The sequence below is a fragment of the Bacillus paralicheniformis genome, from assembly GCF_002993925.1.
GTDB lineage: Bacteria > Bacillota > Bacilli > Bacillales > Bacillaceae > Bacillus > Bacillus paralicheniformis.
The window spans coordinates 4,158,511-4,177,007 of sequence record NZ_CP023665.1 but is presented as its reverse complement, the minus strand read 5'-3'; the positions used below and the strand labels follow the sequence as shown (position 1 = coordinate 4,177,007).

Below are 18,497 nucleotides of genomic sequence, written 5' to 3'. Positions count from 1 at the left end.
AAACGAAAAGCCGCCTGACTGCTTTATGAAGCGTCAGGCGGTTTTTTTGTGAGGCTGGTCCGCCGTTGTTCTAAGAAGCCGGCCCGGCACATAGATTGATAGGAAAGAGGACAGAACAAGGATAGAGGATGTGAGAACGTTGACCAAATCTCAGTATTTTTTTAAATTGCATCCTTTAATGGTGCCGGCCGGCTGGACAGTGAAAGAAAATCATTTGTATCAAAAGCCGATTCGCGATCCCCGCCGTACGCTCTTCACCTTGGAGAATGAAACCTCCGGTAAAATGGTACAAGTTGAATATGCTGGAGAACTGAAGTACGTTATCAGGATGCTAAATGCTGATCAAACGCTGGTCAGTGAAGATTCAGATACGCCGTATGAACAGCTGGTCGAACGGTTGGAAGATAGGATTCGCGCCTCTGGCGGCGCCCGCAATTTGCTGAGGCTTAGAATCCCGGCCGGTTGGACGGTTGTGCATCACTCATTAACCGATACAAACCCCGATGAATTGGCGCCTGACAGCAAGGCCTGGCGGTCAGATTTCAAACGGGATCTTTTGAAGCTGCGGCATGAGGAAGAATGCCTCCTCCTCGATATAGAGTGGTATCCCGAGTGCAGTCCGGCCGGCCATTATGCGCTGAAATTGATTAAGAACGGGAACTGGAACAGTCCTTTGGAAGACATGCTGTGCATCCATCCGAAGGAATTGGCCTATGAGATTCACGCTGTTTTGAAAAAGACTTGTGAACATCAATATGTTGATGAAGCCGGCGCATAACGCGGCCGGTTTTTTGTGTGAAAAGTCCTTTGTCCAATACATACTTTTTATTCAATAAAATGTCATATTTTTCTTGAGTGAATAAGAAAAATATTTTATTATGGTAAAAGATACATAAGAATTAGACGAAAGGGGTCAAACGGGATGAAAAAAATAGCAGCGGGTCTTTTGTCTGCCGGTCTTATCATCGGTTTTTCCTGGGGTGCCGGCGATGTGGCAGAAGCAAAAACGAAGGTAAAAACGTACAAAAACTGCAAAGCTTTAAATAAAGACTATAAAGGCGGCGTCGCACGTTCGAAGTCGGTCAAAAACAAAGGCGGAAAAACGAAGTACAAGCCGTATGTTTCAAAAGCGCTTTATGACGCCAATAAAAAGCTGGACCGCGATAAAGACAAAATTGCCTGTGAGCGCTGATATATCCAAAAAAAGATCTCTTGCTGAGGGGGTCTTTTTTTGTTTATCAGGAAATTTATGAAAATTAAAGACTGCTGAAACATAATCTTAACAGTGCGAACCTATACTTTGGCAAGAGAAGAGCAAAAGGGGAGTGGATGATGTGTCAGCTTTATTAAAGAAATTGATGTTATCTTCATTGATCGGGGTTTCTATCGGGTCAGCACTGTTTGCAACGGACGCGGGAGCGCAAGAGCCGGCGGCGAAGCCTAAAAAAGTGGCTGTCATTGCGCACAGAGGTGCTTCTGGATATGCGCCGGAAAACACGATGGCTGCCTTTGAAAAGGCGCATCAGATGAAAGCGGATTATATCGAGCTGGATGTTCAAATGTCCAAGGACGGGGAGCTTGTCGTCATTCATGATACAACTGTAAACCGTACGACAGACATCGGCTCAGTGCTGCCGGTCGCCGTAAAGGACTTGACGCTTGCCGAGCTGCGCAAGCTTGATGCTGGCAGCTACTTCGGGCCGCAGTTCGCCGGGGAACGCATTCCGACATTTGAAGAAGTGCTTGACCGGTATAAAGGAAAGATCGGAATGCTGATCGAATTGAAAGAACCTGCACGCTATCCGGGAATCGAAGAAAAAGTATCAGCGGCATTGAAAGAGCGGAGAATGGATAAGCCTAAAAACGGAAAAATCATTGTACAATCGTTTGATTTCAACTCTGTATACAAAATTCATCAGCTGCTCCCATCAATGCCGACAGGTGTCTTAACGTCAAAAACAGCGGACTTAACAGATGCAAAGCTCAAGGCATTTTCCGGCTATGCCAAATATGTGAACGCCAACTTAAAAAATGTGGCCGCTGATCCTACACTTGTGCCGAGAATCCATGCGTTCGGCATGAAAATTACGCCATGGACCGTCCGCTCCCGCGATGAAGTGCCTCCGCTTTTAAAGGCTGGCGTGGACGGGATTGTGACAGACTTTCCCGACTATGTTCCGAAAAAAGTACGCTAGATACTAAACAGAAAGCCTGCAGTTTGCTCTGCAGGCTTCAGCGTGTCGACAAACCCTCGCATTCGTTGTCAGGCCTGCGCGTCGGTGCTCACGAATTCCAACATTCGCTCCGCTCCGATGCTCGGCCTTCCTAGACTGCAAAGGTTTTCAATCACGCTGAAAAGATGACAAAATCCCAAAACAAAAAGCCGTTTTGGGATTTTGTCAACAATCTGAAGCCTGCAGTTTGCTCTGCAGGCTTTTTCATTCATCAATAAAACTGGGCTAACAGCAGCAATGTCAGTGTAACGGTTATCGCTCCGCCGATTCTTGTGGATACCTGAGCAAACGGCATGAGCTCGAGGCGCTCGGCGGCGCTGAGAATGGCGATGTCCCCCGTTCCGCCCTGACCTGAATGGCAGGCATTGATAATCGCGGTTTCGATCGGGTACATGTTCAGCCACTTTCCTGTAAAAAAGCCGACGGCTATCATCGTGATCACGACAGATACGATCGTAATAATATTGGCAATATTAAAAGCAGCGATCAGCTTGTCCCACGGTGTCATGGAGACGCCAATGGCAAAAAGCAGCGGATATGTCACAGCAGTTGAAAAGAAACGTGACACGCCGTAGGCGCCGTTTTCCAAATTCGCCGGAGCCAAACGAAACAGTTTCACGGCAACAGCCAAGAGAAGCATCATGACGGGTGCTGGAAATCCGAACAAGTCATGTGAAAGCATACCGACCAAATATAATGAGACGGCAAGAATGCCTCCCGATGCAAAGTGGGAAAGGTTAAAAACGCTTTCTTTGTCTTTGTCGCGGCTTTCAAGCGGCAGTGCGTCCCCACTTTCGAAACGGTCGACTTTTCCGTTGCCTGTCCATTCAGGCTTTTTCTTCCCCATTACATTTAAAACCCCGGACAAAATGACAGCGCTTAAGCTTCCGAACATAATGGAAGGAATGACAAGTGCAAAAGCTTCTCCTTGTGACATGTGCATGATTTCCGAATAGCCGATGGACAGCGGAATGGCTCCCTCGCCAACCCCTCCGGCCATGATCGGAATCACAATGTACAGCAGCGTATGCTGAAATCCGAGGCCGAGCATTGTACCAACTGTCAGACCGACTGCCGCTGCGGCAATTGTCCCTGCGATCAGCGGAATGAAAATTTTAATGAACGCCCTGACCAGCGTTTCTCTTTTCATCCCTAAAATGCTTCCCACTACAATGGCTGAAATAAACAAATAAAGAAAGTTTGAGTTTTCTGTAAATTCAGTTGTTGATTTGATAATGTCATCGGGAATGAGATGGTAATAGACGATAGCTGAAGGAATAAATGTCGCAAGTATAGCGGCACCGCCGACAGAACGAAGAAGCGGCAGCGACTTTCCGATTTGGGCGAAGGTGAATCCGAAAAAGCCCGTAACTGCAATAGCTGTTAAAATGTCGCTTTTCAGATCGTGCATATAGACAAACGTCACAATCAAAGCGAAGAGCAGCAAGTACACGGGCAGCGGAATGATGCCGATTTTAACATTCATTGCTCTTGCAAAAAAATTTTCATCCGGTTCTTTCGTTGTTTGAATCGGTATATGTTGTACCTTTGGTTTTGCTTCCATTTTCTTTCCCCCATCCTTTTTGTTATCCCTTTGCTCTGAGTTATTTAACTAAATTAAGTATACTAAAAAAATCAAAATTCAGACAACCGTGCAGGAAGACCTAGCTGTTTTCACATGATGATCTAGAGCGGGTCCATTTGGTTAAAGACGTGTCTGGACACTGTTTAATGGCCTTGTGCAGGCTTTTTTTGATGCGGTAATTCCCGAATCTCCTTTTACTGGAATCAAAATCGACACAAAAAAGCTGTCAATCCGTCAAAAATAAATCAAACATTTAGGAGCAGAGACCTTTTTTCCTGTGTGAACCGTTGATACATTCAGCTCCCGTCTCCGAAGAGACAGAGGACGTCTGCGACAAAAGATTCAATCTTGAGGTGGCATATATGTGAAGGGTTATCAACGTGAGCCTTATGGATTTTTTGGAAGAGAGTCTATAGTCTTATATTTTTCGCGTTTAAAAGACAATTAGATATGTTTTTTTATTATTTTTAAGGAAATTTAGGTCTAAAGGTGGTAATATATTCGAGTGCAAAAGAATGAAATGGAGGGAAATTTTAGAGAAACCCTTCCCGAAGGGTTTTTTATCAGCACATAAGGAGAAGAAAATGGAATTTATCTTACACTGCTATCCCGTCGCAATGATTGCCCTTATTCTCATCGGTTTTTTGGGATCTTGGATGAATCCGCGTTTCAAGAAATTTTTAATCATATTGTGTCTTATGACGAACGGCGTGTATATTGTTTGGCGGTTCGGCTATACACTGCCTGTCTCTCGCCCTGCCGACATCGTGATGGGCGTGATCCTGATTGCAACTGAATGTATCGGCTTTTTACAGCTCTTGATCTTTTATACGCTAGTATGGAAGGAAAGGAAGCGGGAGCCGGAAACGCTGGGCGATCAAGACCATTGGCCGAGCGTTGATATTCTCATTGCAACTTATAACGAGGAGCGCCATGTGCTGAAAAAGTCTGTGGCAGGCTGTCTGAGCCTCGACTATCCAAAAGAGCTTGTCAACATTTATTTGTGTGATGACGGAAGGCGGACGGATATTCAAAAACTGGCTGAGGAACTTGGCGTTCATTACGTTACAAGGCCAAACAATGAGCATGCAAAAGCGGGGAATTTAAACCATGCGATGAGCTGCTCGAACGGGGAACTGATTGTGACGATGGATGCCGATATGGTTCCGCTCCCTTCATTTTTGCAGAAAACTGTCGGCTATTTTAAGAAGGAAAAAGTGGCTTTTGTTCAAACGCCGCAGGCCTTCTATAATGAAGATCCTTATCAGTACAACTTATTTTCCGGTGCGAACATTCCGAATGAGCAGGACTTTTTTATGCGCAGGCTCCAGGCCGGGAAAGACCGTTTTAATGCCGTCATGTACGTCGGCAGCAATACGGTTTTCAGAAGAACCGCTTTGGAGGAAATCGGCGGTTTTGCGACAGGCGTGATTACGGAGGATATGGCAACGGGAATGCTTTTGCAAACGAAATTTAAATCTGTTTTCGTCAAGGAAGTGCTTGCCGTCGGTCTCTCGCCGGAAACGTGGACGGATCTTTTGAAGCAGCGCGACCGCTGGTGCAGGGGAAACATTCAGTGCGGAAAGAAGTGGAATCCGCTTTTCTTAAAAGGTCTTACACCAATGCAGCGCATTCTTTATTTTGACGGTATTCTCTTTTGGTTTTTCGGCGTTTTTAAGATGGTTTACATCCTGGCGCCGCTCTTGTTTTTGCTGTTTGGCATACATAGCTTAAAGACCGATTTGTGGTCGATCACCTCGTTTTGGCTGCCTGCGTTTTTAGGTTCTTACCTTTCATTTAAAGCCGTTTCGGACCGGCAGCGCAGCATGAGCTGGAGTCATATTTACGATACATCGATGGCGCCGCACATGGCGATATCGGCTTTGTCGGAATTCATTTTTAAAAAGCGGTTTGATTTTAAAGTCACACCGAAGGGCGTCAACACAGATCGGCGAAAATTCAAATATACGACGGCGCTGCCGTGTGCGATTCTGCTTGCAATGACGCTGTTTGCTCTCGGGAAAATTCTTTATGAACTTTGGTTTCTGCATACTTTTGATATGAACGTCACATCGTATCATTTATTTTGGGTTCTCTATAATATGACGGGACTCATACTTGCGCTGCTCGTTGCCTTTGACAGGCCGAGATTTCGAAGCTCTGAACGGTTCACAGTCAACAAGCCGGCGGCTTTTTCCACCGTTTCTGGCGATGAGCACGAATGCGAACTGATCGATGTGAGCGACACGGGCGCGCGTATCAGGCTGCCTTATCAGGCTGATTTGCACATGTACTATCATGTGGACGGTCTGATCATAGATGCGGTCGGAAAAGTGCCGGCTCGGGTGATGTGGACGACAAAAGACGAGGCAGACATTGAAATCGGGCTGCACTTCAAAGAGATGGACAAGGAACTGTATGTGAAACTGATCGGTTTTATGTTTGATGAAGAAAATGAAAAAAAGGCCGACCGGGAAAAGCGGGCTGATACGTTGTCAACAGTGCTGCGATTTTTCATGAAAACAGAAAAAAGCCCGGATGCATACAAGAGAAAACACGTCCGCGAGGCCTTTCAAGGTCTGGGAACACTGCTGTTTCCCGATGATGCAGAGAAAGGCGCCCACGAGATCATGATTAAGGACATCAGCTTGTCAGGCTGTCAGATTGAATCCGGCGTCCCGCTTGAGATGAATGAACATGTGTTAGTTTCTATCAATGAGAAGGATCTGGATCAGCGGTTGGCGCTCGTCTGCTGGATAAAGAAGCGGAAGAAGCGGTACACAGCGGGATTGAAATTTATAGATGGAAATGCGGCACAATCCATAGGAGACCCGGTAGCATAAGCTGCGGGTCTTTTTTTATCAACGGTCTTCCTGTACGGTCCGCCCGTTTTCGAATTTCATACTTTGATTCAGCATGTTTTCTTTAGCTGTTATCTTTATGGGATGAATTTTAAGGACAACGGTTTTGCTGCCTAAACTCGATCTGTACTTTTCAACATGTGTTTTGTGAAGCGGAGTACTGTAGTATCCTGGTACGTATTTGTCGAGAAGAGCCTGCATCGCGGATGTTGCTTCATCTAAGTCTGTGATGATTGACGCTGTGCCGAAAAGAATGACACTCATATAAGCGGTATCGGTTTTAGCGGGAATGGGATGAACCATTGTTCCATATTGTTCGCTGACTGTGAAACATACGTTAGGATTTTCTTGCAGCATGTCCATTTTCCGTCCCTCTGATGCACCGTGAAAGTAAATGTAACCGTTTTTCCAGACGAAATTCAAAGGGATGACATATGGATATTCATCTGTGGACATGCCGAGATAACCGGTTTGCGCTTCTGTTAAAAATTGATCAATCTTTTTTTCATCTGTGCAGACAAGCTGTTTTTGCCGAATGGAATGAGCCATCACATTCACGCTCCTTTTTATTATTAAACTGATTTTAAGTTGTTATTGTCCCTTTAAAAAGAGACAATAATAGAAAACTTGATGAGGTCAGATGATGATAGAGTTAACGCCTTTACTCAATAAACAGCTTAAAACACCTCTGTATATACAGCTTTACGAATATATCAAAAAAGAAATAGAGGCCGGCGGCATCCCAGCGGGAGCTCTTTTGCCGCCGATCCGCTATTTATGCGAACATTTGCATCTAAGCAAAAATACAGTTGAAAGCGCCTATCAGCAGCTCACTGCAGAAGGCTATACAGAAAGCAGGCCAAGGATCGGCATCAAAGTGCTTCCCTTGGAGAAAACACTGATGCCGCCTAGTCAATTGAAGATTCATACCAATCGGGAACAAAAAGACACAGGACAAGCTTCAGCGGCAACATATGATTTTAAATATGGTGATATCGATTTAAGCCATTTTCCATTCAAAACATGGAGACGTTGTCTGCAGAATGCAATGGACAGTGGAGATCATGACTTATTTTTGTATGGCGATCATAAAGGCGATTTCGGCCTTCGCACGGAATTGGCGAAGTATTTATTTCAGGCAAGGGGTGTGCGCTGTGTACCGGAGCAAATTGTGATCTGTTCCGGTACGCAGTATGCAGTCGGACTTCTTTGCCAGCTGCTCTCAATGCACGGCCGATTGGTTGCGGCGGAAAATCCGGGATATGATGGTGTGCGTTCCGTTTTCCTCAACCATGGATGTGAACTTCAGCCGATTGGTCTCGAGACAGACGGGATCAATTTGTTTCAGCTTGCTGCAAGCCGAGCCAAACTCGTTTATATTACGCCATCTCATCAGTTTCCGTATGGAATGGTCCTGCCGGTACAGAAGAGGCTGAAATTGCTTGAATGGGCAAGCCGTGAGAATGCCTACATTATCGAAGACGACTATGACAGTGAATTCCGCTATCAGGGCAGGCCTATTCCATCTTTAAAAGCGCTTGATAAAAAAGAAAAAGTCATTTATTTAGGGACTTTTTCAAAGTCATTTCTTCCGGCAGCGAGATTGAGTTATATCGTTCTGCCTTCAAAGCTGGCGGATGAATTTCAAGAAACGCTTGGCCGCTACAGCCAGTCCGCTTCACCCATCATTCAAAAAGCGATGTTTTTATTTATGAAAGAAGGTTTTTTCGAAAGACACATCCGTAAAATGAAAAAAGTATATCAAGAAAAGCACAAAACATTAATATCGGCCATTAAAACGCATTTCGGAAATGACATGGAAATCATCGGCGAAAAAGCGGGGCTCCATATTTTGATGAAGACAGACCGACATGCACAAGACTTCATACATAAAGCGGAAAAACTCGGTGTGAAAGTTTATCCGGTATCAGATTTCTGGCTTGAGCCACATAAAAGCAGCTCTTCCATCGTCATGGCGGGATTTGGGGGGCTTTCTGAAGCGGAAATTGAAGAAGGGATCAGCATACTGCGTAAAGCTTGGCTTTCATCATCAAAGCAGGAACGGTGAAAAATGCTCGTTCCGAAACCGATATTAAAAAGGATTCAATAGATAGAAAGCGGGAATACTTGTGAAAAAAACGAAACTGCTCATTTTGCTGCTTATGTTGATGGGAATGCTGTACGGGTGTTCCAGTCATGAAGCAAAAGGAGAGGAAAAAACAGAACCAAATACGGCTCAAAAAGCGGCAAAACAATCAAAACAGCAGGCGGAGCATGATCCATCCTCCAAGTGGATCAAAGTGAAAGGCCCCGCCCGCATTCCGATTCTCATGTATCACAGCATTTCCACAGGAAACAGCCTGCGCGTACCGGAGGCGGAGTTCCGCGGACATATGAAATGGCTGAAGGATAACGGCTATTACACACTGACACCTGAAGAAGCCTATATTGTCTTAACGCAAGACAAAATGCCGAGTGAAAAATGCGTGCTGATTACGTTTGATGATGGTTATACAGATAACTTTGAAAAAGCGTACCCGATTTTGAAAGATTATGAGATGAAGGCGACAATTTTCATGATCGGTAAATCGGTCGGCAGAAAAAATCATTTAACCGAAAGCCAAATGAAAGAAATGGCCGAACACGGTATTGCCATCGAAAGCCATACGATCAATCATGTCGAATTGAACGGACTTGCTCCAGAGCAGCGGCTGAGTGAAATGACTCGTTCCAAAACATTGTTTGACGGCATGCTTCAGCAGAACACAACCATGCTGAGTTATCCAGTTGGACGCTATAATGCCGAAACGCTCAAACAGGCTGAGAAGGCGGGGTATCAAATGGCGGTGACGACAGAGCCGGGGGCGGCTGCTAGGGATCAGGGGATGTATGCGCTGCACAGGGTCCGCATCTCGCCGGGAATGTCGCCGGACGCCTTTGGAAGAATGGTGGAACACAGCATACAATAGGAAAGACGGCATTTATCATGATGCCGCTTTCTTTATTTTTTTTCATTTTGGTCCGTCGGGCTCATGACAAGCCGCAGATTTGGACGCATACCTTCAGAGGTTCGGCGGTTTACCGGCTGCCCGGGTGCGGTTTCGATGACCCTCAAAAATCCGGTCGGCGCAGCTGCCTGGCGGATCAATATTCTGCTTTTCGGTGCCGCTTTTGTATAAGATCTTTTGTTGCTCTTGTCAAAAAAGAATGAATACAAAATAAACAGAGCCAATAAAACCAGTAAAAAAATCATCTGGAAAAAACCCTCCTTATTGTGAATGTCTTCTTTTAATATCGAACAAGTAGGTGCAAAGTTTTATATATTTTGTAACAGAATCGATTAATTGTGACTTTTAAATCGTTTGAAGAGCGGGAATCTGCTGTCTTTACATCATTCCCAATCGGAAGTCTGGTTAAACAACTGGATTGATGATGGCGTATTTGGAGTTAGATGGTGAATGAATGATGAAGTGAGATGGCTGGAACATACCCGGCTGACTGCAGCAAGAACTGCATACAGCCTAAGGGTCCGAGCAGAAGATAGGGAAAGGCAGCCCGCGGGTCTTAACAGCCGCCGCCATCACCGCCGCCGCCACAATCTCCGCCGCCACCGAAATCACTTCCGCTGTCGCCGGATGAATCAGGACCCCCGACAAAGAAAGTTGAAGAGCTGCTGCCGCTGTTGTTTCCGTCGGACGGCGCCATGGCGGCGTAGAGGAAGAATCCCACCAGGATAAAACCGATCATTCCAACAATCATATGAAAACCTCCTAACCAATATGACTTCTGTTTTACTACGAACAACGGGCCAAAAAGTTTCGGAAATCTGTAAAATTATAGTAACACAAAAAACGGCTAGACGCCGTTTTTTTACTGCCTGATCACTTTGGTCCGAACTGCACTCGGCATATCGCCGGGCTGTACTTCTTCCCATGTCTCAACGTATTTTCCCTTCGCGTGTACCTTTAGGTAGGCGTTTTTTCGAAGGGAGCCGCTGGAGGAGAATGTAATTTCTTTTTCCTTCCCAGTGTCATTATATCCTTCCAGCGTGTACTCATAGCGGCCCGGACTCAAGTGCTTTCCGTCTTTGTTGATTTGGACATACACGCTTTCTTTCTTCACAAGTGGATTGAACCTGTCTGTCACCTCATGATGAATTAATAGAAATGCACCGATGCATACAACAGCCAAACCGGCTGTAATCAGAGAAATTGTTTTTTTCATATTTTATCACCTTAAAAATCCTTTTAATTTTTTCAAATAGCTTTTTCGAATGATCATAAAGAATAATAGTTGGAAGGTCAGAAATCCGCCTATCGTCATCAACACCGGAGCTGCAAAATGACCAAGACTCTGCGCCTCGAGCGTCTTCATCGCAAAATACGTATGAACTGCTGCAAGAGCGAACGGAAAGAAGAACAGGATGGCCAATTGAATCGTCACGCTCTGCGACATTTCCTTTTCGCTCAGGCCGATTTTTGCAAGCGACCGGTAGCACTGCTGATCTTCTTCAAGATCGGTAAACAGGCGGAAGTAGAGAAAACTTCCGGATGCCGTAAAAAAGAGAACCGCAATAAAAAGGCCGATAAACAGACTCAGGCTTGGAAGCTGAACAGTTTCAAAATAAGTACTGGCCTTTGCGTCAAATTGAAATCGGATATTGGGAGCTTTTTCTCTAAGATCTTTTTCCAGTGATTGGATCATATCAAGGCTCTCTTTCCAGCGGTTGTACTTATAGCCATACAATGTGACGAATTCGCCTTGTTTTTTCAGCTTTTCGAAGGTTTTGCCGTTTACGACAACGACGCTGTTTAACAAAATGAGCGGTTTTTTAATACCTTTCACTTTTAGATGTTCATTTGCCGGCTTCGAATCTTTGTTTAACATGTTCAAGGTCTTGGGAATTTCCGGCTTTTCTTTCGCCTCGATGGCGTTCGGATAATACATCGCCTCGCCGTCTTTCAGTTCGCCGGAATCTGACTTAAAGTGCTTTTGGAATTCGCCTTCAGAGGTCAGGAGCACCCAGGGTCCCTGGCTATAGCTCATATAAATTCCTTTTGTCACTTCCTTTTCATATGAAAAATGTCCGTCCTTCAACTTTTGTTCCATCAGCTTAACGTGTGTCTGTTCCTTTTGGTTCCCGCTGTATAATAAGTACTCTATCTCATATTGAGAATCCAATTTTCCGATGGAAGTCTTGGAAATCACCAATGTGCCAGTGGCGGTAAAGGCGACGGCTGAAATGATGCAAACGAGAAAGAACAGACGGGCATTATCGTTCAGCCGATAGACAAGATCGGATACCCAAAGCACGTTTTTTCCGCGCAAATAAAATGACTTCCGTTTTTTTAAGAGCCGCAGCAGCCAAATGCTGCTTTGGCGAAAGAAGAAATAAGTCCCGATGATCGTCAGAATTAAGATCGTGACGGCTTGGGGAAAATGGATGTCGGCGAACAATACGAGCCAGTAGCCTGAGCCGAGGCAGCCGATGCCGATGACCGAAAAGATAACAGACGGTTTTGGCTCAGGTTTTATTTTCCCTGTGCCTTTGATCAGCTTGGTAACGGTTTTTGATTTAATAAACAAAACCGTAAATTGCGACAGCAAAATAAACAGCATGAGAAAGCAGGCGGCTGTGAGAGCCAGCGCTTTCCAAGGCAGATACAATGGCAAAGCGTCCATTTCCAAAATATAAGCGCCGATCGTAAAAAATGTTTTTGCAAAAACCAGACCGCCGATGATCCCTGTAACGATCGAGAGCACGCCGATGATGATGTTTTCTGCGGTAATCAGCTTCCTCAATTGACCCGGAGCGATTCCCTGGATGGTGAGGATCCCGAATTCCCTGCTTCTCGACTTGAGAAAGGCGTTGACGGAATAAAGCACAAACAGAATGGAAAAGGCGAAAATCATCCATTCAGCCACCGATAATCCCCGCTTTGCAATGGTGTTTAAGTAGCCTTTCTCTAAAGCGGGGTGGAACAAAAGCATCGCAAATGTGAAAAAAACCATCACTGAAAACGCGCTGCTTAAAAAGAAGGCAAGGTAGGCTCTTTTATTCCGGACGACGTTTTTATAAGCGAACTGAAGAAAGGTCATTGGCGTTTCCTCCCAGCATGGACAGCACATTCAGTATCTCTTCATAAAATATTTGGCGGTTGGCGCCGCGGTGGATTTCGTTGAATAATGTTCCGTCTTTAATAAAAATGACGCGCCGGCAATAACTTGCGGCAACAGGGTCATGCGTGACCATCAATATCGTGGCATTGTCGTTTTCATTAAGATGCTGCATCGTTTCCATTACGTCTTTTGACGCCTTCGAATCGAGGTTTCCTGTCGGTTCGTCGGCGAGGATGAGAGCGGGCTGATGAATGACGGCTCTTGCGATGGCCGCCCGCTGCTTTTGTCCGCCGGATACTTCAAACGTCCGTTTATTCAGAAGTTGTTCGATGCCGAGTTTTTCAGCAATCGCCTGAAGTTTATCTTCCATGACGGAAAGCGGTTTATTTTCAAGCGTTAAGGGCAGCATGATATTTTCACCGATCGTCAGCGTATCCAGCAAATTAAAATCCTGGAATACGAATCCGAGCTGTCTGCGGCGAAAGTGGGCAAGCTTGGCCCTCTTCAGATGATGCGGATTTTCTCCGCGAATCAAAATGTCGCCGGAATCGGGGCGGTCAATCGTCGAAATGATATTGAGAAGCGTCGTTTTTCCGGAGCCGGACGGCCCCATGATCGCCGTGAACTCACTGCCCTCGACATTGAATGAAATATCTTTTAAAGCCTGATGAGAGACTTGTCCTTTATATGTTTTATTGATGTTTTTAACGATCAGCATGTCTGTCATGATATCCTCCTTTTGCGGTGCTTTTTAGGGGTGCCCGCTTCCAATATGTTGCGATTCTTCACATCCACTCCAGTGCCCATTCGGAATGCTGAATGGCCGGTGTGCAGAAGCAAAGTATGGCGGGCCTCGTTTTTTGTTCAGCGCGTCGATAATGACGAACAAAAAGGAAAAGATCATGTAGAAGCGCTGAACAAGTGACGTTTATTTGGGCGATCAGATGGCTGAGGGTCCGCCTGCCCTGAAGTCGATCATAAAAATGATTCCGCATAAAGCGTATCATCGATTGTGTCGATTCTTTTCATAAACTTGGATTGCAAATAAAAAATCCTCCTTGCCACGTTTGTTTGTGTAAACAAATCATATCAAGGAGGATATGGATGAGCTATGCGGTTTTATTAAAGAAGACTTACATTTTTGTAAGGAACGAAAATTGCACAGTCGTTCCTTTCCCTTCTTCTGAAGCGATGCTCACATCATGATTGAGCTTTTCCGCAATCTCTTTTACAAGGTAGAGGCCGATGCCCGTTGATTCCTGAAAGCGTCGTCCGTTTTCCCCGGTGTAATAAGGCTCAAATACCCTTTTCAAATCTTGTGAAGGAATTCCGACTCCGTAATCTTTGATTTCCAGGATGATGCGTTCGCCATTACGGAATAGCGTCATATCGATGCGTTCGCTTTTTCCTGACGAATACTTCACAGCGTTGGTGATAACCTGGCCAACGGCAAACTTGAGCCATTTGCGATCGGAGTAAATAACGGCGTCTTCAGCGGGAACCTGTTTATTTGGATAGACCCGATGCTGTATAAAATAGCGTTTATAGCGCTGAATCTGAGAATGAAGCAGCTCGCCAAGTGACACGGCTTCAATTTTAAAATCCTTTTCAAACAGGTCAAGCCTTGATGAATAGAGGAGTGTTTCCAGTCCGTATTCAATCTGCTGGACTTCTTTTTTGATTTGTTTAAAAACGGGTTCGTCCTCTTCCTGGATGATCAGATTGATGACGGAAAGCGGTGTTTTCACCTGATGCACCCATTGATTCATGTAGGTTACCCTGTCTTCCAGCTTGGACTCCATCTCATGTATTTTGCGGTGGTGGAGCCGGCTCAGCTCCATATGTTTTTCATAGAGCTCTGAGCAAAATTCAGCCGTCCCCAAAAAAGGAATTTCTGTATCTTTTTGTTCTGAGCCGAGCCACTGGTAGACTCTGTGTTCTTCATACCATTTGTACGAAAGATAAAGCGCCAGCGCCAGAAGCTGAACGCCGAGAATGTAAAAAAGGTGGGTGAAAGTCTGCATGCCGGCAAACCAATAGTAAAAAAACACGAATCCGCCCTGAAAAAGAAACAGAAGAATGAGAACGGCATGGTTTTTTAGGAACAGCTTCATGATTTCGCCCTCAGCTGATACCCTTCGCCCCGCACTGATTCAACTGAGAAGGGCACGTCCATGCTTCGCAATTTTTTGCGAATCCTTGTAATATAGACATTTAACGTGTTTTCATCTATAAATGTATCGGTTTCCCATGTCTTCTCCATCAACCGGTCTCTGCTTGTCACTTTTTCTCCTCTTTCAAGCAGCACTTCCAAGAGTTTGCTTTCCTTTTTTGAAAGCTCGAGCTTCTCATCCCGGCAGCGCAGCTCAAATCGTTCGACAAACAGCTGAACGCCTTCAAATTCAATCACTTTTTCTCCTTGCTTAACGGCGTATTCTCCAAATGCCCTGCGAATTTGGCCTTTAATTTTAGCGAGCACCACTTCATAGGAAAAAGGCTTTTCTATATAATCATCGCCGCCGTTTTCAATCGCCATGACCTGATCCATTTCTCCGCTTCTCGCTGAAATGAAAATGATCGGACAAGTCGAATGCTGGCGGATTTGCCGGCACCAGTAGTACCCGTCGTATGCCGGCAGATTGATGTCAAGCAATATCAGATCGGGCTTCTCTTGGAGAAACATTTCAAGGATAGAGGTGAAATCAGTAGCTGCAACAGTTTCGTATCCGTATTTTTCTAAATGATCGCATAAAAGCTTCCGAATGTCTTCGCTGTCCTCGACAATCATGATTTTCGTCATTTTGAACACTCCTATGAACAAGTCTCCGCTGCCGAAAATGAGCGATTCCATTATAAAAGCGGCAGTGAAGGTCTCTTAAGTTAAGAATATCATAAAAAATTTTTTTTCATGTGAGCGCTTAAGGTTTTTGCATACCAGATCATGATAATTCAGTTTCTGTGAGTTAAAATAGGAATGGACGACTGTCAAAAAAGGAGAGGATCAAATGGCAAAATACAGAGGCTATATCGGAACATATACAAAAGCAGACAGCGAAGGGATTTATACATTTGAGCTTGATACGGAAAAAAAGGCGTTAAGCACGCCAAAGCCGGCAGCAAAGCTGGGCAGTCCGACATATTTGAATATCGCCAAAGACAATGAAATGCTCTATGCAGTGGTCAAAGACGGCGATAATGGCGGGGTTGCCGCATACCGTGTTGACGGCTCCACAGGAGAGCTGACTTTCGTCAACCAGCAGGCCGGGGAAGGACCATCGCCTTGCCACGTCAGCGTCGATCAGAATAACCGCTATGTTCTGTCCGCCAATTACCACAACGGGACGATCATGGCATACCCTTTAAATGAAAGCCGCGGCTTGCTTGAGCCTTCAGCAAAAGTGCAGCATGAGGGAACAGGACCGCATGAGAGGCAGGAAAAAGCGCATACTCATTATTCCGGATTCACACCTGATGAGAAGTATGCAGTAGCCGTCGATCTCGGTACGGATCATATCATTACGTATCAATTGAAAGAGGACCGGCTTGAAGCGGTGAAAAAACACGCAACTGCACCGGGGTCAGGGCCGAGGCATATTGAGTTCCATCCGCAGGAAAAGTATGCGTATGTATTAACGGAGCTGAGCAATGAAGTCATCGTGTTGGAATACAATCCTGATTTGGGTGAATTCAGGGAGATTCAAGTCATTTCGGCATTGCCGGAAGGGTTTGACGGTGCAAGCCAGGGCGGCGCCATCCATGTCACTAAAGACGGCAAATTTGTATACGCTTCAAACCGCGGACACGACAGCATCGCCGTCTTCAGCATCAACGAGTATTCGGGCGAACTTTCCCTGGTTGAACACGTATCAACTGAAGGGGAATGGCCGCGCGACTTTGAGATTGATCCTTCAGAACAATTTTTAATCGCTTCCAACCAGGAAACAGGGACATTGACATTGTTTGAAAGAGACCGGACAACGGGCCGGCTGACGCATTTGCAGTCCGGAGTTCCTGCTCCTGAAGCGGTTTGTGTGAAATTTTTACATCAATAAAAGCAAAAAAACTTGACTGGCTAAAAAGGCCAGTCAAGTTTTTTTCTTTTTATAACACTTGCAGCATGCGGTTAACCGCTGTCATTTTACCCCGCATCCAGCTCTTTTTTGACCTTGATAAACGCAACCATCTGCTTGATTTCTTCTTCGGAAAGAAGCGTCCCGTCGACTGCCAGCTTGAGCTTATCCCATTCCGTCAGTTCAATGGCTTCGTTTTTAGCCTTTTCATCCCGGGGATCGTCAACTCTGCCAAGCAAAAAATCAGTGGAAGTATTGAATAAATCAGCGATTTCGATAAGCGCCTCTAAAGAAGGGCGGCGGTAGCCCGATTCATAGCCCGCGTAAGTGCTTTTCGCAATACCGAGGCGGTCGGCAGTATATTGCAATGACCATTTTTTATTTTTTCTCAGTGTTGTTAATCGATCTAAATTCATATCTTACGCTCCTTTTAATACACAGTGATTATAGCACATTATCAGCAAAAGTGTACGCGAAATGAATAAAGTTTCTTGATTATTTCACATTTGAGGACTATAATTGCATTGAAGGTACGCATAAAGCGTATACATTCCTGATGTATCAAGCCTTCTTCGTAAAAACAAAACATGCTTTATACTGTATAAAACAACTACTTCTTAAAGAGGTGTAGCACATGAAAAAGTTACTGCTGTTGACCACCGGCGGGACCATCGCTTCAGTAGAAGGCGAAAACGGACTGGCTCCGGGGGTTAAAGCGGAAGAGCTTCTCAACTATTTATCTGATGACCATTCTAATTATACGATAGATTGCCAATCTTTAATGGATATAGACAGCACCAACATGCAGCCTGAACATTGGGTGATGATGGCTGAGGCTGTATATGAGAATTACAGCAGCTACGACGGATTTGTGATCACGCACGGAACCGATACGATGGCCTACACCTCGGCGGCGCTTTCATACATGCTGCAGAATATTGATAAGCCTGTTGCGATTACAGGTTCCCAAGTTCCGATTACATTTAAGAAAACGGATGCGAAAAAAAATATTAAAGATGCGGTCCGCTTCGCGTGCGACGGTATCGGCGGAGTTTACGTCGTCTTTGACGGCCGCGTCATTTTAGGCACGAGAGCGATCAAATTAAGAACAAAAAGCTACGATGCATTTGAAAGCATCAATTATCCTTACGTTGCTTTCATTCATGACAAGGAGATCGAGTATAACAAACGGGTTCCCGAAGTGAAGCCAGGCGCTTTGAAACTCGATACCTCCTTAAATACCGATGTTTGTCTGGTGAAGCTTCATCCCGGATTAAAGCCTGAGTTTTTTGATTGTCTGAAAGGTTCATATAAAGGTATTGTGATTGAGAGCTACGGAAGCGGCGGCATTCCTTTTGAGAAAAGAAACATTTTAGAAAAAGTGAACGAGCTGATCGATTCCGGAGTAGTCGTAGCTATTACGACACAATGCCTTGAAGAAGGAGAGGATATGAGCATTTACGAGGTCGGCCGCAAGGTAAACCAAGATGCCATCATCCGCTCGAGGAATATGAACACCGAAGCGATCGTTCCGAAGCTGATGTGGGCACTAGGAAAAACCGGACAACAAGCTGAAGTCAAAAAGATTATGGAAACGCCAATTGCAGACGATATCATCATCTAAAAA

18 protein-coding genes are annotated in these 18,497 nt (G+C 45.1%); 8 read left to right on the top strand and 10 right to left on the bottom strand.

All coding sequences use genetic code 11. The annotated features are described in order from the left end of the window. Nucleotides 1-130 precede the first annotated feature (130 nt). The 3 genes from CP943_RS21330 to CP943_RS21320 all read left to right on the top strand — a co-directional run bounded on the left by CP943_RS21330 (nucleotide 131) and on the right by CP943_RS21320 (nucleotide 2,195). Nucleotides 131-778 (top strand): hypothetical protein, encoded by a 648-nt coding sequence (locus CP943_RS21330; RefSeq protein WP_020453459.1) that lies wholly within the window; start codon nucleotides 131-133, stop codon nucleotides 776-778. A gap of 144 nt (nucleotides 779-922) precedes the next feature. Further along, the gene (locus CP943_RS21325; RefSeq protein WP_020453458.1) at nucleotides 923-1,192 is read left to right on the top strand and encodes an excalibur calcium-binding domain-containing protein; all 270 of its coding nucleotides are present in this window, start codon (nucleotides 923-925) and stop codon (nucleotides 1,190-1,192) included. 142 nt (nucleotides 1,193-1,334) lie between these two features. Further along, nucleotides 1,335-2,195 carry a glycerophosphodiester phosphodiesterase gene (locus CP943_RS21320; RefSeq protein ID WP_095291329.1) on the top strand — a complete coding sequence of 287 codons (861 nt, stop codon included), beginning with the start codon at nucleotides 1,335-1,337 and terminating at the stop codon, nucleotides 2,193-2,195. A 250-nt stretch (nucleotides 2,196-2,445) separates the two neighbouring features. Here the strand turns inward: CP943_RS21320 and CP943_RS21310 are convergent, their stop codons facing one another. After that, nucleotides 2,446-3,798: a citrate/malate transporter CimH gene (locus tag CP943_RS21310; RefSeq protein WP_020453456.1), complete on the bottom strand. Its 1,353-nt coding sequence runs from the start codon at nucleotides 3,796-3,798 to the stop codon at nucleotides 2,446-2,448. A 605-nt stretch (nucleotides 3,799-4,403) separates the two neighbouring features. On the opposite strand from CP943_RS21310, the gene CP943_RS21305 reads away from it, so the two are divergent. Next, entirely contained in the window at nucleotides 4,404-6,662 is a 2,259-nt protein-coding gene (locus CP943_RS21305; RefSeq protein ID WP_105981305.1) for a glycosyltransferase, read from the top strand. Nucleotides 6,663-6,680: 18 nt separating this feature from the next. Here the strand turns inward: CP943_RS21305 and CP943_RS21300 are convergent, their stop codons facing one another. Next, nucleotides 6,681-7,229, bottom strand: a complete 549-nt coding sequence (locus CP943_RS21300) for a pyridoxamine 5'-phosphate oxidase family protein (protein WP_025810577.1) — start codon at nucleotides 7,227-7,229, stop codon at nucleotides 6,681-6,683. A 91-nt stretch (nucleotides 7,230-7,320) separates the two neighbouring features. Between CP943_RS21300 and pdxR the strand changes: the two genes are divergently transcribed. Next, the gene (gene pdxR / locus CP943_RS21295; RefSeq protein ID WP_316242714.1) at nucleotides 7,321-8,748 is read left to right on the top strand and encodes a MocR-like pyridoxine biosynthesis transcription factor PdxR; all 1,428 of its coding nucleotides are present in this window, start codon (nucleotides 7,321-7,323) and stop codon (nucleotides 8,746-8,748) included. 94 nt (nucleotides 8,749-8,842) lie between these two features. Beyond that, a complete protein-coding gene (locus CP943_RS21290) occupies nucleotides 8,843-9,649 on the top strand; it encodes a polysaccharide deacetylase family protein (protein ID WP_199792134.1) in 807 nt (268 codons plus the stop codon). A 32-nt stretch (nucleotides 9,650-9,681) separates the two neighbouring features. On the opposite strand, the gene CP943_RS21285 is transcribed toward CP943_RS21290, so the two are convergent. The 7 genes from CP943_RS21285 to CP943_RS21255 form a co-directional block, all read right to left on the bottom strand. Then, complete coding sequence (locus CP943_RS21285; RefSeq protein ID WP_020453451.1) at nucleotides 9,682-9,933, bottom strand: hypothetical protein; 252 nt, start codon at nucleotides 9,931-9,933, stop codon at nucleotides 9,682-9,684. Between the two features lie 311 nt (nucleotides 9,934-10,244). Continuing rightward, complete coding sequence (locus CP943_RS21280) at nucleotides 10,245-10,439, bottom strand: hypothetical protein (protein ID WP_020453450.1); 195 nt, start codon at nucleotides 10,437-10,439, stop codon at nucleotides 10,245-10,247. A 111-nt stretch (nucleotides 10,440-10,550) separates the two neighbouring features. Further along, nucleotides 10,551-10,904, bottom strand: coding sequence for a YxeA family protein (locus CP943_RS21275; protein ID WP_103749435.1), 354 nt, complete (start codon nucleotides 10,902-10,904; stop codon nucleotides 10,551-10,553). 6 nt (nucleotides 10,905-10,910) lie between these two features. Next, a complete protein-coding gene (locus tag CP943_RS21270; protein WP_105981303.1) occupies nucleotides 10,911-12,779 on the bottom strand; it encodes an FtsX-like permease family protein in 1,869 nt (622 codons plus the stop codon). Then, complete coding sequence (locus CP943_RS21265) at nucleotides 12,754-13,527, bottom strand: ABC transporter ATP-binding protein (RefSeq protein ID WP_020453447.1); 774 nt, start codon at nucleotides 13,525-13,527, stop codon at nucleotides 12,754-12,756. Before CP943_RS21265 ends, CP943_RS21270 begins: the two co-directional genes overlap by 26 nt. A gap of 406 nt (nucleotides 13,528-13,933) precedes the next feature. After that, nucleotides 13,934-14,914, bottom strand: a complete 981-nt coding sequence (locus tag CP943_RS21260) for a sensor histidine kinase (RefSeq protein ID WP_023856939.1) — start codon at nucleotides 14,912-14,914, stop codon at nucleotides 13,934-13,936. Further along, nucleotides 14,911-15,600 carry a response regulator transcription factor gene (locus CP943_RS21255; protein ID WP_020453445.1) on the bottom strand — a complete coding sequence of 230 codons (690 nt, stop codon included), beginning with the start codon at nucleotides 15,598-15,600 and terminating at the stop codon, nucleotides 14,911-14,913. The genes CP943_RS21260 and CP943_RS21255 overlap by 4 nt, the downstream gene beginning before the upstream one ends. A gap of 205 nt (nucleotides 15,601-15,805) precedes the next feature. Here CP943_RS21255 and CP943_RS21250 point away from each other — a divergent pair, with 205 nt between their 5' ends. Continuing rightward, on the top strand, nucleotides 15,806-16,852 hold the full coding sequence (locus tag CP943_RS21250) for a lactonase family protein (protein WP_020453444.1): 1,047 nt from the start codon (nucleotides 15,806-15,808) through the stop codon (nucleotides 16,850-16,852). An 86-nt stretch (nucleotides 16,853-16,938) separates the two neighbouring features. Here CP943_RS21250 and CP943_RS21245 read toward each other — a convergent pair whose 3' ends face one another. Then, the gene (locus tag CP943_RS21245; protein WP_020453443.1) at nucleotides 16,939-17,286 is read right to left on the bottom strand and encodes a helix-turn-helix domain-containing protein; all 348 of its coding nucleotides are present in this window, start codon (nucleotides 17,284-17,286) and stop codon (nucleotides 16,939-16,941) included. 218 nt (nucleotides 17,287-17,504) lie between these two features. On the opposite strand from CP943_RS21245, the gene CP943_RS21240 reads away from it, so the two are divergent. Further along, entirely contained in the window at nucleotides 17,505-18,494 is a 990-nt protein-coding gene (locus tag CP943_RS21240; protein WP_020453442.1) for an asparaginase, read from the top strand. Nucleotides 18,495-18,497 lie beyond the last annotated feature (3 nt).

Excerpts from the sequence above, each read along its gene's own strand:
- CP943_RS21325 (WP_020453458.1), top strand. The coding sequence starts at position 923 with ATGAAAAAAATAGCAGCGGGTCTTTTGTCTGCCGGTCTTATCATCGGT.
- CP943_RS21310 (WP_020453456.1), bottom strand. The coding sequence starts at position 3,798 with ATGGAAGCAAAACCAAAGGTACAACATATACCGATTCAAACAACGAAA.
- CP943_RS21305 (WP_105981305.1), top strand. The coding sequence starts at position 4,404 with ATGGAATTTATCTTACACTGCTATCCCGTCGCAATGATTGCCCTTATT.
- CP943_RS21300 (WP_025810577.1), bottom strand. The coding sequence starts at position 7,229 with ATGGCTCATTCCATTCGGCAAAAACAGCTTGTCTGCACAGATGAAAAA.
- pdxR (WP_316242714.1), top strand. The coding sequence starts at position 7,321 with ATGATGATAGAGTTAACGCCTTTACTCAATAAACAGCTTAAAACACCT.
- CP943_RS21290 (WP_199792134.1), top strand. The coding sequence starts at position 8,843 with ATGTTGATGGGAATGCTGTACGGGTGTTCCAGTCATGAAGCAAAAGGA.
- CP943_RS21285 (WP_020453451.1), bottom strand. The coding sequence starts at position 9,933 with ATGATTTTTTTACTGGTTTTATTGGCTCTGTTTATTTTGTATTCATTC.
- CP943_RS21280 (WP_020453450.1), bottom strand. The coding sequence starts at position 10,439 with ATGATTGTTGGAATGATCGGTTTTATCCTGGTGGGATTCTTCCTCTAC.
- CP943_RS21275 (WP_103749435.1), bottom strand. The coding sequence starts at position 10,904 with ATGAAAAAAACAATTTCTCTGATTACAGCCGGTTTGGCTGTTGTATGC.
- CP943_RS21270 (WP_105981303.1), bottom strand. The coding sequence starts at position 12,779 with ATGACCTTTCTTCAGTTCGCTTATAAAAACGTCGTCCGGAATAAAAGA.
- CP943_RS21265 (WP_020453447.1), bottom strand. The coding sequence starts at position 13,527 with ATGACAGACATGCTGATCGTTAAAAACATCAATAAAACATATAAAGGA.
- CP943_RS21260 (WP_023856939.1), bottom strand. The coding sequence starts at position 14,914 with ATGAAGCTGTTCCTAAAAAACCATGCCGTTCTCATTCTTCTGTTTCTT.
- CP943_RS21255 (WP_020453445.1), bottom strand. The coding sequence starts at position 15,600 with ATGACGAAAATCATGATTGTCGAGGACAGCGAAGACATTCGGAAGCTT.
- CP943_RS21250 (WP_020453444.1), top strand. The coding sequence starts at position 15,806 with ATGGCAAAATACAGAGGCTATATCGGAACATATACAAAAGCAGACAGC.
- CP943_RS21245 (WP_020453443.1), bottom strand. The coding sequence starts at position 17,286 with ATGAATTTAGATCGATTAACAACACTGAGAAAAAATAAAAAATGGTCA.
- CP943_RS21240 (WP_020453442.1), top strand. The coding sequence starts at position 17,505 with ATGAAAAAGTTACTGCTGTTGACCACCGGCGGGACCATCGCTTCAGTA.